This is a genomic window from Bradyrhizobium sp. WSM4874, from assembly GCF_055811835.1.
On the sequence record NZ_JBVVPR010000007.1, the window covers coordinates 48,958 to 62,526 of the forward strand.

Genomic DNA, 13,569 nt, shown 5'->3' on the forward strand with positions numbered 1-13,569 from the left:
GCTTATGCGGTCTGGGCTACGCTTCCGGGTGGCTCGTCACCCTCTCTTAGTTTTCTGCTCAGTCGGCTTCCCAGTCCTCTGCATGAAATCGAAATCGCAGCCCTCGTCGGCCTGCATGATGGTCTCGTTGAAGAGCCAGGCGTAGCCGCGCCGCGCCTCGTCGGGAGCGGCTGCCGGCTTCAATGAGGCATGGCGCCGTTCCAGCTCGGCCGCATCCACCAGAAGCTCGATGCTGCGCTTGGCGACGTCGAGCCGGATCATGTCGCCGTTCATCACCAGCGCCAGCGGCCCGCCGACGGCGGATTCCGGCGTGATGTGCAGAACGATGGTGCCGAACGCGGTGCCGCTCATGCGCGCGTCGGAAATGCGCACCATGTCCTTGGTGCCGGCGCGCGCGAGCTTCTTCGGGATCGGCAGATAGCCCGCCTCGGGCATGCCAGGCGCGCCCTTCGGCCCGGCATTGCGCAGCACCAGCACATCGTCGGCGGTGACGTCGAGATCGGGATCGTCAACCCGGAGCGTCATGTCCTCGACGGATTCGAACACCACCGCACGGCCCGTGTGTTGCAGCAGCTTTGGGCTTGCAGCCGACTGCTTGATGACCGCGCCGCGCGGAGCGAGGTTACCGTGCAGGACGGCGAGGCCGCCTTCCTTCTTGATCGGATTGTCGCGCGGGCGGATCGCGTCCTGGCCGGGCACGTCTTCCGCATTCGCGACGACATCGCGCAGGCTCTCGCCCGTGATCGTCTTCGCATCGAGATCGACGAGATCGCCCAGCTGCGCCAGCAGCTTCGGCACGCCGCCAGCGTGATGGAAGTGCTCCATGTAATGCTCGCCGGACGGCTTGAGATCGATCAGCACCGGCACCTCGCGGCCGATCTGGTCGAACACCCCAAGATCGAGCCGGTGCGGCGAGCGATGTGCCATCGCGGTCAAATGGATCAGCCCGTTGGTCGAGCCGCCGATCGCCTGGAGCACGACCTGCGCGTTCTTGAAAGATGCAGGCGTCAGCAATTCGCTCGGCTTCGGACCCTTGGTCTTGGCCATCTCGGCGGCCACCCGGCCGCTCGCCTCGGCGAGCCGAAAGCGCTCCGCATGCGGCGCGGGAATGGTCGCACTCATCGGTAGCGACAGACCCATGGCTTCGATCATGCAGGCCATGGTCGAGGCCGTGCCCATCACCATGCAGGTGCCGACCGACGGCGCGAGTCGGCCGTTGACCGCCTCGATCTCGGCATCGTCCATTTCGCCCGCGCGATACTTGCCCCAGAGACGGCGGCAATCGGTGCAGGCGCCCAGCACCTCGCCCTTGTGATGACCAACCACCATGGGGCCAACGGGAATGACCACCGTCGGCAGGTCGGCGCTGATTGCGGCCATCACCTGCGCCGGCAGCGTCTTGTCGCAGCCGCCGATCACGATCACCGAATCCATCGGCTGCGCGCGGATCATCTCCTCGGTATCCATCGCCATCAGATTGCGCAGATACATCGAGGTCGGATGCGCAAAGCTTTCGGCGATCGAGATGGTCGGGAACACGAACGGCATCGCGCCCGACAGCATCACGCCGCGCTTGGCGGCCTCGATGATCTGCGGGACGTTGCCATGGCAAGGATTGTAGTCGCTGTAGGTATTGGTGATGCCGACGATCGGGCGCTCCAGCGCGTCATCGGAATAGCCCATGGCCTTGATGAACGCCTTGCGCAGGAATAGCGAGAAGCCGGCATCGCCGTAGCTCGTCAGCCCTTTGCGCAACCCACTCGTCATCACACCACTCCCATTACCGGGTCATTGTCGTACATCCTACCCCTTGATTGTCAATAAGGCAGACGCCAAACCTGCCATTTTCCGGATCGCCGCACTGGTAAATGACCAGATTATTGACAATCCCAGCCTTCCCTGCTCCACAGGACGTACCGGCCAGGCGCCGGGAGGCCGAGGGCATGTCCGACACTCACACCGCAGACGCCATGACGGTCCGGCGCGACGATCCGGACGACATCGTCGCGCGGCTCGAGGAGGACATCATCTTCGGCCGCCTCGCGCCCGGCGCGCGCCTGACCGAGGACGCGCTGATGTCGGCTTACGGTACCTCGCGGCACTTCGTACGCCAGGCGCTGGTGGATGCGGAGCGCCGCGGCATCGTCCGCCGCGAGAAGAATGTCGGCGCCACCGTGCGTTTCTATTCGGCCGAAGAGGTGCGGCAGATCTACGAGGTGCGTGAGATGCTGACGCGACAGGCGGCGCTGATGATCCCCCTGCCCGCACAGCAAGGCCTGATCGACGAGCTCTCCGCGTTGCAACGGCAATATTGCGCGAGAGCGGATTTGCAGGACCTGCGCGGCATTCACGAAGCCAACGACGCCTTCCACCTCGCGCTGTTCTCGGCCTGCGGCAATCCCTATCTGGTGCGCTCGCTCCAGGACTACATGAACCTCACGCTGCCAATGCGCGCCAAGAACCTCGCCGACCAAGACGGCCTCGCGCAATCACGGCGCCAGCACGAGTTGATGATCGAGCTGTTGAAAGGCCGCGACAGCTGGGCGCTGGCGCAGCTCTGTGTCGACCATATGCGATTCAGCAAGATGGACTATCTGGCGCGGATTGCGGGTGAGGCTGAGCGCTAGCGCTTTTGTCCATCCGCCCGTGGCAGGTCAAAACGGGCGCTCAATATCGTCTCAGCAGGCCGCGCTCCACGCTGGTATCGCCATAGTCAGCGCAGGCGCCTTTCGGGTCTCTGATCAGGTCCGCCCGGACACGCCTGAACGCTTTGACGGCCGCGTCGGACACCTCGAGGCGGAATTTGCCGGGATCGGAGGTCTCGCCATCGCGGGCCTTGATGGCCGCAGCATAGGCGTCGATCATCGCCATCGCGGCATCCGTGCTGCCGAGAAGTCGGGCGCCGAGCTGGACACTGCCGGCACCATTGACCTCGTAGCCGACGCATCGTTGTTCGAGCACCGCGGACGCGGTGACAAGCTGGTCGAGAAACATCGCCTCGGCGTCGCTGAGCATCGCGGCTCGCGCCGGGCCCGACATGATCAACGCGAGCAGTACGACGGCTGGCAATTTGATTTTCATTGTCCTGACTCGCGCTGCCGCAATCGAACCGTAATCGAGGCACCGGTTGCCGATGCGATCGCGCCGATCGAGAACCAAATGCCGAAGGCATGGTTGACGTAGATCAATGGGCAGGGCGGCCAAGCCAAAGCTCAGCCCTTGCATGCGCTCGTTCTCAGTGAACCGAGGCACCGCGTCGAGATTGCCATCAAAACCTTTTGTCAACCCATCGAAATAGCGCGCCGCCGGAAATAGATAGGACCGGCGCCCAGCGGCGAATCGCACGTTCTTCCCCGTACCCCTCCCCGACTGAAATGGCATGACCGAACAAATCCTGACCGAGCCGATCGACCAGCGGCAAGAGCTATCCCGCGGCTTCTCGCGCTACCAGGCGATCCTCGTTGCGCTGCTGGCGCTGGTCCAATTCACGATCATCATCGACTTCATGATCATGTCGCCGCTCGGCGCCATCATGATGCCGGCGCTCGATATTTCGGCCGCTCAGTTCGGCGTGGCGGTCTCGGCCTATGCGTTCAGCGCGGGCATTTCCGGCATCCTGGCGGCCGGCTTTGCTGACCGGTTCGATCGCAAGCGGCTGCTGTTGTTCTTCTATGCCGGCTTTACCCTTGGCACGGCGCTGTGCGCGATCGCGCCCAACTATCATCTGTTGCTGCTGGGGCGGATCGTGACCGGCCTGTTCGGCGGCGTGATCGGCTCGGTCGTACTCGCTATCGTGACCGATCTGTTTACGCTGCAATTGCGCGGCCGCGTCATGGGTTTCGTGCAAACCGCCTTCGCCGCGAGCCAGGTGCTGGGCATCCCGGCGGGTCTTTTCCTCGCCAACCAGTGGAACTGGCACGTCGCGTTCGGCGCACTGGTCGGCCTGTCGGTGATCGGGATGGCCGCCGTGATGTTCCTGATGAAGCCGGTGAACGGCCATCTCGGGCTGAAGCAGGATAGAAATCCGTTCCGGCATCTGATCGCGACGGTCTCGCAGCCGCGTTATTGGATGGCGTTTTCGGTAACGACCCTGCTGGCGACCGGCGGCTACATGCTGATGCCGTTCGGCAGCGCCTACACCGTGCATAATCTCGGCATCGATATCGTGCATCTGCCGACGATCTATCTCGTCTCCGGCCTGTTCAGCATTGTCATCGGACCATTGGTGGGACGCGCGAGCGATGCCTTCGGCAAATACCCCACCTTCGTCTTCGGCAGCGCGATGTCCATCGTCATGGTGCTGATCTACACCCATCTCGGCGAGGTGAGCCTGACGGTCGCGATCCTGGTCAATGTCCTGATGTTCGTCGGCATTTTCTCCCGCATGATTCCGTCACAGGCGCTGATTTCCGCAATCCCCGAGCCGGCACAACGCGGCTCCTTCAGCGCGGTCGGCGCGTCGCTGCAACAGCTCTCCGGCGGGCTCGGCTCCGTGCTCGCCGCCGCGCTCATTGCGCAAGAGGCCGACGGTACGCTCCGGCATTTCGACCGGCTGGGATACGTCGTCGTGACGACGGCGGTGATTTCCCTGATCCTGATGTATTTCGTGCAGCGGCCCATCGCGGCCCAGGCCGGCAAACGCGTGGTCTAGGGCGTCGACCCCGACGCCCCCTACATTTGCGAATGCGCCTTACCGCTTGGTCCAATCGATGATGCGACTTGTGTCGCCGTCGAACTCGTTGCTGCAGAACGCGCCGCCCTGATAGTAATCGCCGACCGGATCGGGCTTCAGCTTGGCCTGCTCCGCCATCGCATGCGCCACGTGGTCCTCGGAGCGCCCCGTCGGGCGGTAGCCGAACTCGTAGGCGCGGTGATTGTCCCACCAGGCGCGCTCGTTCAGGGACACGCCGTAGAACACCTCGAAATGAATGTCGGGATGCTCGAGCCCGATCTGGCAGAGCTGCACCAGATCTTCCGGCTTCAGCCAGATCGAGATCCGGCGAAGGTCCAGCGGCACGTCCCCGAAATTGCCAATGCGAAGGCAAGTCACCTTCAGGCCATGCTTGTCGGCATAGAGCGCGCCGACCGCTTCGCCGAACACCTTGCTGACGCCATAGCGACCGTCCGGGCGCGGGGTCACGTCGGTGCCGATCTTGTGGTGGCGCGGGTAGAATCCGACGGCATGGTTCGACGAGGCGAACACCACGCGCTTGACGCCCTTGCGGTACGCGGCCTCGAACAGATTATAGCCGCCGATGATGTTGGCCTGGAGGATGTCGTTCCAGGGCCCTTCGACCGAATAGCCGCCGAAATGGATGATGCCGTCGACGCCCTCGCAGATCGCCTCGCACTGCGCCAAGTCAGAGAGGTCCGCCGCCTTGAATTGCTCGTTGGGGCCGAGATCGGCCGGCGGGCGGATGTCGCTGAGCAGCAGGTCCGGATAGATCGGCGGCAACAGTTGTCGCAAACGCGTTCCAATCCCGCCCGAAGCTCCCGTCATCAAAATGCGCGGCATGTCTGTCCTCGTATGTAGCGACCGATTTGCGGCCGTAGATATCTGATGCTAGCAGACTTGGACAGAGGGAACGCAACAACGAGAATTGCACATGAACGATGCATCGTCCCAGAACCAAGGATCGCAGCAAGGCTGGCGGCCGGCGACCTATTACCCCGATCCAGCGATCCGCGCCCTCGACCCCCGCTTCGAAAAATACTGGCTGAAACTCTCGGCGGTGGAGCGGCTGACGACCGGCCTGCGCTGGGCCGAGGGTCCGGTGTGGTTCGGCGACGGGCGCTATCTCCTGTGCAGCGACATCCCCAACCAGCGCATTGTCAAATGGGAGGAGGAGACCGGCGCCGTCAGCGTGTTCCGCAAGCCCTCCAATTTCGCCAACGGCAACACCAGGGATCGCCAGGGCCGGCTCGTCACCTGCGAGCATGGCGGGCGACGCGTGACCCGCACCGAATATGACGGCAACATCACCGTGCTGATGGACTCGTTCGGCGGCAAGCAGCTCAACTCGCCGAACGACGTCGTGGTGAAGTCCGACGGCGCGATCTGGTTCACCGATCCGACCTTCGGCCTGTTAGGCAACTACGAGGGCTACAAGGCCGAGCCGGAAATTGATCCGAACGTCTACCGGCTCGACCCCACAACCCGCAAGGCGACCATCGTCGCCGAAGGCGTGCTCGGGCCGAACGGGCTGTGCTTCTCGCCGGACGAGAAAATCCTCTACGTCGTGGAATCACGCGGCGTGCCAAACCGCAAGATCCTCGCCTATGACGTCTCGGCGGACGGCACCACGATCTCGAACAAGCGCGTCTTCATCGACGCAGGCCCGGGCACGCCTGATGGCATGCGCTGCGACATCGACGGGAATCTCTGGTGCGGCTGGGGCATGGGCGATCCCGAGCTCGACGGGGTCGTGGTGTTCGCGCCCGACGGCGTCATGATCGGCCGCATCGCGCTGCCCGAGCGCTGCGCCAATCTCTGCTTCGGCGGCGTCAAGCGCAACCGCCTGTTCATGGCCGCGAGCCAATCGATCTACGCGCTGTATGTGAACACGCAAGGCGCGGTGGGGGGATAGTTTCGCCGCCGTCACGCCTCTCGTCATTGCGAGCGAAGCGAAGCAATCCAGAATCTTTCCGCGGAGGCAGCCTGGATTGCTTCGTCGGTACGCTCCTCGCAATGACGAAAGATAGAACAAAAACGCCGGAGCGGTTTCCCGCTCCGGCGTCATGTTTACTAAGGCGCTAAAACCTACGCCGCGTTGAAGCCCGCAACCGCCTTCACTTCGAGGAAGTCCTCGAGGCCGTACTTGCCCCACTCGCGGCCGTTGCCGGACTGCTTGTAGCCGCCGAACGGCGCAGAGCGGTCGTTGGGCACGCCCTGCAGATTGACGTTGCCGGCGCGGATCTGACGACCGACGCGCTTGGCGTCCTCGACGGACGCACCGGTGACATAGCCGGCAAGCCCATAGGGCGTGTCGTTGGCGATGTGCACGGCCTCGGCTTCGTCCTTGGCGCCGATGATGGTCAGCACCGGTCCGAAGATCTCTTCACGCGCAATCGTCATGTCGGGGGTGACATCGGCGAAGATGGTCGGGCGGACATAGAAGCCCTTGTTGACGCCCTCGGGCAGGCCCGGGCCGCCCGACACGAGCGTTGCGCCCTCGTCGATGCCCTTCTTGATCAGGCCCTGGATCTTGTCCCACTGGCCGCGGTTGACCACGGGACCGATGGTGGTGCCTTCGGCGCGCGGATCGCCCGCCTTGGTCTTGTCGGCGACAGCCTTCGCGATCGCGGCGACTTCCTTCATCTTCGAGGCCGGCACGATCATGCGCGAGGGCGCGTTGCAGGACTGGCCGGAGTTGTTGAACATGTGCATCACGCCACCGGTCACCGCCTTCGTGAGGTCGGCGCCTTCGAGGATGACGTTCGGCGACTTGCCACCGAGCTCCTGGCTGACGCGCTTCACGGTAGGTGCCGCACGCTTGGCCACGTCGATACCGGCGCGGGTCGAGCCGGTGAACGAGATCATGTCGATGTCGGGATGCTCGCTCATTGCAGCGCCGACCTCGGGGCCGAGACCGTTGACGAGGTTGAACACGCCCTTCGGCACGCCGGCTTCATGGAGGATTTCCGCGAAGATCAGCGCCGAGGTCGGGGTGAACTCCGACGGCTTCAGGATCATGGTACAGCCGGCGGCGAGCGCGGGCGCGACCTTGCAGGCGATCTGGTTGAGCGGCCAGTTCCAGGGCGTGATCATGCCGACCACGCCGACCGGCTCGCGCAGCACCATGGCGGTGCCGACCGGTTCCTCGAAATGATAGTTCTTGAGCACGTCGAGCGTGGTCATGAGGTGGCCGAGACCAGCGCCGGCCTGGAGCTTCTCCGCCATCGGCAGCGGCGCACCCATTTCGTCGGAGACGGCAGCGCCGATCTCCTTGAGACGGCCCTTGTAGATCTCGATGACTTTGGTGAGCAGCGCGACGCGCTCGTCACGGCTGGTCTGGGAGAACGTCACGAACGCGCGCTTGGCGGCGGCAACGGCTTTGTCAACGTCGGCCTTGGAGCCCAGCGCAACCTCGTACATCGTCTCTTCCGTCGCCGGATTGACCACGGCGGTGGACTTCTTGACGGCGGGATCGACCCAGGCGCCGTCGATGTAGAATTGCATGCGATTGACCATAGTGAACCTCTTCTTGGGGGCTTGGGGGGCGTTTCGGCAGGCATCCTTGCACGAAAGCGCCGGCAATTGAACCCGCCATATGCGGGGCCAGCGTTGCGGCGGACGGAGGTTATATGAGCCGATGGCGGGAGCGAGGCAAGGTGGCCATGGACGTCGTCCTGGCGAAAGCCAGGACCCATTACCACAAGGGCCAGTTAGTTTGCTCTGGCGTCTGCCGCCTGCAACAACTGCCGCGGCGTATGGGTCCTGGCCCCCCGTGCGCAATTGCGCACTAGGCCAGGACGACGACCGAGAACTAAACAGCCATCTTCCGATGCAGCACCGGCGCGCCGGTGGTGAGGCTTTCGGCCGCATCGATGATGGCGTTGGCGTCGATGCCGTGGTGGCGGTAGAGGTCGGCGATAGTGCCGGTCTGCCCGAACTGCTCGACGCCGAGCGCCTCGACGCGATGGCCGCGGACGCTGCCGAGCCAGCCGAGCGCCGCCGGATGGCCGTCGATCACGGTCACGATGCCGCAGTCGCGCGGCAGCGGCGCGAGCAGTTTTTCGATGTGGCTGAGATGCTGCACGCCGCGCCGATCACGGCGCAATTTCCGTGCGGCGGTCCACCCCGCATGCAGACGATCCGCGGACGTGATCGCGAGCAGGCCGATGTCGCGCCGGCTCTCGCCGATGAAGCCAGTCGCCTCGATCGCTTCCGGCGCGACCGCGCCGGTATAGGCGATGACGGCTTCGGCGTTAGGGCCCGGCTTGCGCAGCCAATAGGCGCCGTCGGTGATGCCCTGTGCGAGCTCGGGCGTCATGATCCGCTGCGCCTGCTCGATGCTGCGCGTCGAGAGCCGCAAATAGACCGAGCCGCCCTCGCCCGGATCGCGCTGCATGTGGTTGAAACCCCACCCCATGATCACGGCGAGCTCGTCGACGAAGGCCGGCTCGAACGAGGCGAGGCCGTCCTGCGCCATGCCGATCAGAGGCGTTGCGATCGACTGATGCGCGCCGCCTTCGGGCGCCAGCGTGATGCCCGACGGCGTTGCCGCCACCATGAACCGGGCATCCTGGTAACAGGCATAGTTCAGCGCATCGAGACCGCGCTCGATGAAGGGATCGTAGAGCGTGCCGACCGGCAGCAACCGCTCGCCATTGATCTGGTGCGACAGGCCCAGCGCCGAGAGCATGATGAACAGGTTCATCTCGGCGATGCCGAGTTCGAGATGCTGGCCCTTGGGCGAGAAGTCCCAGTTGAAGGTGGACGGAATTTTCTCGCTGCGGAATAAGTCCGCCTTCTCGCCGCGCGCAAACAGGCCGCGCCGGTTCACCCACGGACCGAGATTGGTCGAGACGGTGACGTCAGGCGATGTCGTCACGATGCGCTTGGCGAGCTCGCTGTCCCCGCGCGCGATCTCGTTCAGCACCAGCCCAAAACCCTGCTGGGTCGACATCTGCGGCGCCGGCTTGAAGGCGAGCTGCGACGGCACCTCGATCACAGGCGCGGTGAGCCGGCGGCCGTCCTGGTTGAACGGCACGCCCGCGAGGAAGGCATCGAGCTCGGCGGCACTTTGGGCGAGACCCTCGCATCTGTCCCATTCGTGTCCGGGCCGGATGTTCTGGCTGTCGCGATATTTCTCCATCTGCGCGACCGTCATCAGGCCGGCGTGATTGTCCTTGTGGCCCTGGAACGGCAGGCCGACGCCCTTGATGGTGTAGGCGATGAAGCAGACCGGGCGATCGTGATCGATGGATTCGAAGGCGTCCAGCATGCTCGCCATGTCATGGCCGCCGAGGTTCGACATCAGCGCCAGCAATTCGTCGTCGCTGCGCTTGTCGATCAGCTTGGTGATGGGGCCCTGATCGCCGATTTCGTCGTGAAGATGTTTGCGGAACGCCGCGCCGCCCTGGAAACACAACGCGGCGTAGAGCGCGTTCGGGCAATTGTCGATCCAACGCTTCAACGCCTCGCCGCCAGCTTCCGCAAAGGCCTCGCGCATCAGCCGGCCGTATTTCACGATCACCACGTCCCAGCCGAAATTGCGGAACACGGTCTCGAACTTTTCCCACAGACCCTCGCGGACGACGGCGTCCAGCGACTGCCTGTTGTAGTCGACCACCCACCAGGTGTTGCGCAGCCCGTGCTTCCAGCCTTCCGCCAGCGCCTCGAAGATGTTGCCCTCGTCCATCTCGGCGTCGCCGACCAGCGCAATCATGCGCCCCACGCGGCGATCCTTCATCCAGCCATGCGCCTTGACGTAGTCCTGCACCAGCGAGGCGAACAGCGTCTGCGCGACGCCGAGGCCAACCGAGCCGGTGGAGAAATCGACGTCGTCGACGTCCTTGGTGCGCGAGGGGTAGGACTGCGCACCCTTGAAGCCACGAAAATTCTCCAGCTTCTCGCGGCTCTGCCGGCCGAACAGATATTGGATGGCGTGGAACACCGGGCTCGCATGCGGCTTCACCGCGACGCGATCTTCGGGTTTCAGCACGTGGAAATACAGCGCCGACATGATGGTGGCGAGCGAGGCCGACGAGGCCTGATGTCCTCCGACCTTCAGGCCGTCTGCATTCGAGCGGATGTGATTGGCGTGATGGATGGTCCATGACGACAGCCACAGCGCCTTACGGGCGAGCGCGGTCAATGTGTCGAGGCGGGCGGTATCAACGGGCATGGCAATGCTCCCGGAAAACAGGTGCCCGATGATACCCCCGCGGGAAGCGCCAAACTTCTCAATTATTCGCGCAATACCGGTCAGTATCGGGATAGATTACCAACAACTCGCCAAAAACGACAGGTTCATCCCAATGCCCGACCTCGACGCCATCGACCGCAAAATCCTCAGCTACCTCCAGAACGACAGCCGGCTGACCATGCAGGAACTCGCCGATAAGGTCGGGCTGTCGGTGTCGCCCTGCCATCGCCGGGTCAAGCTTTTGGAGGAACGCGGCGTCATCTCGCGCTACATCGCGACCGTCGACCAGAAGGCGCTGGGGCTGCATGTCAGCGTCTTCATCTCGATCAAGCTGGCGCGGCAGAAGGAGGAGGATCTCAACCGCTTCGCACGGGCGATCTCGAAATGGGACGAGGTGCTGGAATGCTATCTGATGACCGGCAACCGCGACTATCTCTTGCGCGTGGTCGCGGCCGACCTCGCCTCCTATGAGACTTTCCTGAAGACCAAGCTGACCCGGCTCGACGGCATCGCCTCGATCGAGTCGAGCTTTGCGCTCAGCCAGGTGAAGTACTCGATCGCGCTGCCGGTGTAAGGGATCATCGCCATGGCTGCACGATGATCTTGGTGTGGGCCTCAGGATTGGCGAGATCGGCGAAAGCCTTTGCGACGCCGTCGATGCCGACTTCCGCCGTCACCATCGCCGCCGCATCCACCTGCCCTTCCGCGATCAGGCGCAGTGACGCCGCGAATTCGTCCGGCGTGTAGCCGAGCACATACTGGACATTGAGCTCCTTCATGATCCCGAGCATGGGCTCGCTCCTGTCGGTCTCCATGCAGACGCCGACCACGACGATCCTCGCATCGCGCGGCGCGCCTTCGAACACCTGTTGCAACAGACCGGGCACGCCGACGCATTCGAAGATGATCGCGGGCTTCAGCGCGGGCAGCATCGCCTGCAACGGCGGGCGCGCCGCCTTCTCCGCATCCGACATTTGCGCATGCTCGGCCCAGGTCGCATAGGGCTGCGACACCCTGGGATCCACGACGATATCGGCACCGAGTTTTGCCGCAAGCGCGCGCCGCGCCGGCGAATAGTCGGCGGCGACGATCGGATGCAGGCCCTTGAGCTTCAGCGCCGCAATCACCGCCAGCCCGACCGGGCCGCAGCCGATCACGAGCGGCACCTCGCCGCCACGGATGTTGGCCTTGGCGACGGCGTGAACGCCGACCGCGAGCGGTTCGGTGAGCGCGGCATGCTCCGGCGCAAGACCGTTGGGCACTTCGAGCAGCAGTGCTTCGCTCAGCAGCATCGCCTCGGCATAGCCGCCAATATTGTCGTTGGAATAGCCGATGCCCTCGATTCCCTGCGGCGTCACCAGGGCGGGCAGCGAGCAGACGCGCGTGCCCGGCTTGAGCTTGCGCACAGTGCCCGGGCCATAATCGACGACCTCACAGCAGAACTCATGGCCGAACACGACGTCGCGGGCGAGGTCCATCGGCTTGCGGCCGGTCTTCCGCGCCATCTCCACCATGCGATGGGCGTGCTGGCGCGCGTGCAGGTCCGAGCCGCAGATGCCGCAGGCGAGCGTCTTGACCAGCACCTGGCCTGGACCGGGCTTCGGCTCGGCCATACGGTCGACGACAATCTCACCGTTCCTGAAAATCGCAGCGCGCATCCGGCTCCTCCCTTGTTGTTGGAGGCGTTGATAGCACGAAGCGGGACGCGCGAACTTGCGTCAGGGGTTCGGGGAACGCTCTTCCATGATCAGGAGCTGGGCGCGGCGGATGCGCTCGCGATGGGCGATGTAGAGGCCGCTGGCGACGATGAAGGCTGCACCGGTGACGGTCCAGACATCAGGCACTTCGCCGAACAGGAAGAAGCCGAGAATGCTGACCCACAGCAACTGCGTGTAGGAGAACGGCGCCAGCACCGAGGCATCGCCGTAACGATAGGCCAGCACGATGATCCACTGGCCGACGGTGGAGGCGACGCCGATCACGATGCCAAGCCCGATCGCGGTCCAGGTCGGCGTGACCCAGACGAACGGTACCATCAGAGAGAGGATCGCAACGCCCGTCAGCGCCGAATAGGCCATTGTGGTGAGGACGGCTTCACGCCCGCTCATCATGCGCGTCAGAATCAGCGCCGCGGCCCAGCAGAACGCCGAAACGATCGGGAAGAACGCGGCGGCGTGAAACGCGCTGGAGCCCGGGCGCAGGATGATCAGCACGCCGGTCAGGCCGATCGCGGTCGCGATCCAGCGGCGCATACCGACCTTCTCGCTCAGGAAGACGATCGAGAGCGCGGTGACGAACAGCGGCGAGACGAAGCCGGTCGCAGACGCTTCCGCGATCGGCAGGAAGCTCAGGCCGGTGATGAAGAACAGCGAAGAGCCGAGCAATGCCGCGCCGCGCATCAACTGCAGGCCGAGGCGCTCGGTGCGCATGGCATGAAGCGGCGAGCCCGGCAGCATCACCGGCGTGAACATCAGCGCGAATGTCACGAAGCGAATCCAGGTGATCTCGATCGACGGCAGGCTCGACGAGAGATATTTCGCGGTGACATCGGAGCAACCGAGAAAGATCGTCGACAGCAGCACCAGCGCGATGCCCTTGAAGGGATGATCGACGCGCGCCGGCGCGCGGCGCGCCTGCGGCTTCTTTTCCGGCATGGACATGGGAATACTGTCGAGCCTTGCGGCTGCGGCGGGCGGCG

The 13,569-nt window shown here is 64.2% G+C and carries 11 protein-coding genes; 4 read left to right on the top strand and 7 right to left on the bottom strand.

Features of this window, described 5'->3' with window-relative positions; genetic code table 11:
• Positions 1-36: 36 nt before the first annotated feature.
• Positions 37-1,767 carry an IlvD/Edd family dehydratase gene (locus AC0L3P_RS09515; RefSeq protein WP_473301706.1) on the bottom strand — a complete coding sequence of 577 codons (1,731 nt, stop codon included), beginning with the start codon at positions 1,765-1,767 and terminating at the stop codon, positions 37-39.
• Positions 1,768-1,943: 176 nt separating this feature from the next.
• Here AC0L3P_RS09515 and AC0L3P_RS09520 point away from each other — a divergent pair, with 176 nt between their 5' ends.
• Positions 1,944-2,627 (top strand): GntR family transcriptional regulator, encoded by a 684-nt coding sequence (locus AC0L3P_RS09520; RefSeq protein WP_473301707.1) that lies wholly within the window; start codon positions 1,944-1,946, stop codon positions 2,625-2,627.
• A gap of 40 nt (positions 2,628-2,667) precedes the next feature.
• On the opposite strand, the gene AC0L3P_RS09525 is transcribed toward AC0L3P_RS09520, so the two are convergent.
• On the bottom strand, positions 2,668-3,081 hold the full coding sequence (locus tag AC0L3P_RS09525; RefSeq protein ID WP_473301793.1) for a hypothetical protein: 414 nt from the start codon (positions 3,079-3,081) through the stop codon (positions 2,668-2,670).
• 298 nt (positions 3,082-3,379) lie between these two features.
• Here AC0L3P_RS09525 and AC0L3P_RS09530 point away from each other — a divergent pair, with 298 nt between their 5' ends.
• Entirely contained in the window at positions 3,380-4,651 is a 1,272-nt protein-coding gene (locus AC0L3P_RS09530) for an MFS transporter (protein ID WP_473301708.1), read from the top strand.
• Positions 4,652-4,690: 39 nt separating this feature from the next.
• Here the strand turns inward: AC0L3P_RS09530 and AC0L3P_RS09535 are convergent, their stop codons facing one another.
• A complete protein-coding gene (locus tag AC0L3P_RS09535) occupies positions 4,691-5,515 on the bottom strand; it encodes an NAD-dependent epimerase/dehydratase family protein (protein ID WP_473301709.1) in 825 nt (274 codons plus the stop codon).
• A gap of 91 nt (positions 5,516-5,606) precedes the next feature.
• Here AC0L3P_RS09535 and AC0L3P_RS09540 point away from each other — a divergent pair, with 91 nt between their 5' ends.
• Entirely contained in the window at positions 5,607-6,587 is a 981-nt protein-coding gene (locus tag AC0L3P_RS09540; RefSeq protein ID WP_473301710.1) for an SMP-30/gluconolactonase/LRE family protein, read from the top strand.
• Positions 6,588-6,760: 173 nt separating this feature from the next.
• Here AC0L3P_RS09540 and AC0L3P_RS09545 read toward each other — a convergent pair whose 3' ends face one another.
• Both AC0L3P_RS09545 and AC0L3P_RS09550 read right to left on the bottom strand, forming a co-directional pair.
• Positions 6,761-8,191, bottom strand: coding sequence for an aldehyde dehydrogenase family protein (locus AC0L3P_RS09545; RefSeq protein WP_354056581.1), 1,431 nt, complete (start codon positions 8,189-8,191; stop codon positions 6,761-6,763).
• A 295-nt stretch (positions 8,192-8,486) separates the two neighbouring features.
• Positions 8,487-10,850 (bottom strand): transketolase, encoded by a 2,364-nt coding sequence (locus AC0L3P_RS09550; RefSeq protein WP_473301711.1) that lies wholly within the window; start codon positions 10,848-10,850, stop codon positions 8,487-8,489.
• A gap of 133 nt (positions 10,851-10,983) precedes the next feature.
• On the opposite strand from AC0L3P_RS09550, the gene AC0L3P_RS09555 reads away from it, so the two are divergent.
• On the top strand, positions 10,984-11,445 hold the full coding sequence (locus tag AC0L3P_RS09555) for an Lrp/AsnC family transcriptional regulator (RefSeq protein ID WP_018457080.1): 462 nt from the start codon (positions 10,984-10,986) through the stop codon (positions 11,443-11,445).
• Between the two features lie 4 nt (positions 11,446-11,449).
• Here AC0L3P_RS09555 and AC0L3P_RS09560 read toward each other — a convergent pair whose 3' ends face one another.
• Both AC0L3P_RS09560 and AC0L3P_RS09565 read right to left on the bottom strand, forming a co-directional pair.
• Positions 11,450-12,529: a zinc-binding dehydrogenase gene (locus AC0L3P_RS09560; protein ID WP_473301712.1), complete on the bottom strand. Its 1,080-nt coding sequence runs from the start codon at positions 12,527-12,529 to the stop codon at positions 11,450-11,452.
• 60 nt (positions 12,530-12,589) lie between these two features.
• Positions 12,590-13,531, bottom strand: coding sequence for a DMT family transporter (locus AC0L3P_RS09565; RefSeq protein ID WP_084777319.1), 942 nt, complete (start codon positions 13,529-13,531; stop codon positions 12,590-12,592).
• Positions 13,532-13,569 lie beyond the last annotated feature (38 nt).

What these genes read in the sequence shown, in the direction of transcription:
- AC0L3P_RS09515 (WP_473301706.1), bottom strand. Translation starts at nt 1,767, where the DNA reads ATGACGAGTGGGTTGCGCAAAGGGCTGACGAGCTACGGCGATGCCGGC.
- AC0L3P_RS09520 (WP_473301707.1), top strand. Translation starts at nt 1,944, where the DNA reads ATGTCCGACACTCACACCGCAGACGCCATGACGGTCCGGCGCGACGAT.
- AC0L3P_RS09525 (WP_473301793.1), bottom strand. Translation starts at nt 3,081, where the DNA reads ATGAAAATCAAATTGCCAGCCGTCGTACTGCTCGCGTTGATCATGTCG.
- AC0L3P_RS09530 (WP_473301708.1), top strand. Translation starts at nt 3,380, where the DNA reads ATGACCGAACAAATCCTGACCGAGCCGATCGACCAGCGGCAAGAGCTA.
- AC0L3P_RS09535 (WP_473301709.1), bottom strand. Translation starts at nt 5,515, where the DNA reads ATGCCGCGCATTTTGATGACGGGAGCTTCGGGCGGGATTGGAACGCGT.
- AC0L3P_RS09540 (WP_473301710.1), top strand. Translation starts at nt 5,607, where the DNA reads ATGAACGATGCATCGTCCCAGAACCAAGGATCGCAGCAAGGCTGGCGG.
- AC0L3P_RS09545 (WP_354056581.1), bottom strand. Translation starts at nt 8,191, where the DNA reads ATGGTCAATCGCATGCAATTCTACATCGACGGCGCCTGGGTCGATCCC.
- AC0L3P_RS09550 (WP_473301711.1), bottom strand. Translation starts at nt 10,850, where the DNA reads ATGCCCGTTGATACCGCCCGCCTCGACACATTGACCGCGCTCGCCCGT.
- AC0L3P_RS09555 (WP_018457080.1), top strand. Translation starts at nt 10,984, where the DNA reads ATGCCCGACCTCGACGCCATCGACCGCAAAATCCTCAGCTACCTCCAG.
- AC0L3P_RS09560 (WP_473301712.1), bottom strand. Translation starts at nt 12,529, where the DNA reads ATGCGCGCTGCGATTTTCAGGAACGGTGAGATTGTCGTCGACCGTATG.
- AC0L3P_RS09565 (WP_084777319.1), bottom strand. Translation starts at nt 13,531, where the DNA reads ATGTCCATGCCGGAAAAGAAGCCGCAGGCGCGCCGCGCGCCGGCGCGC.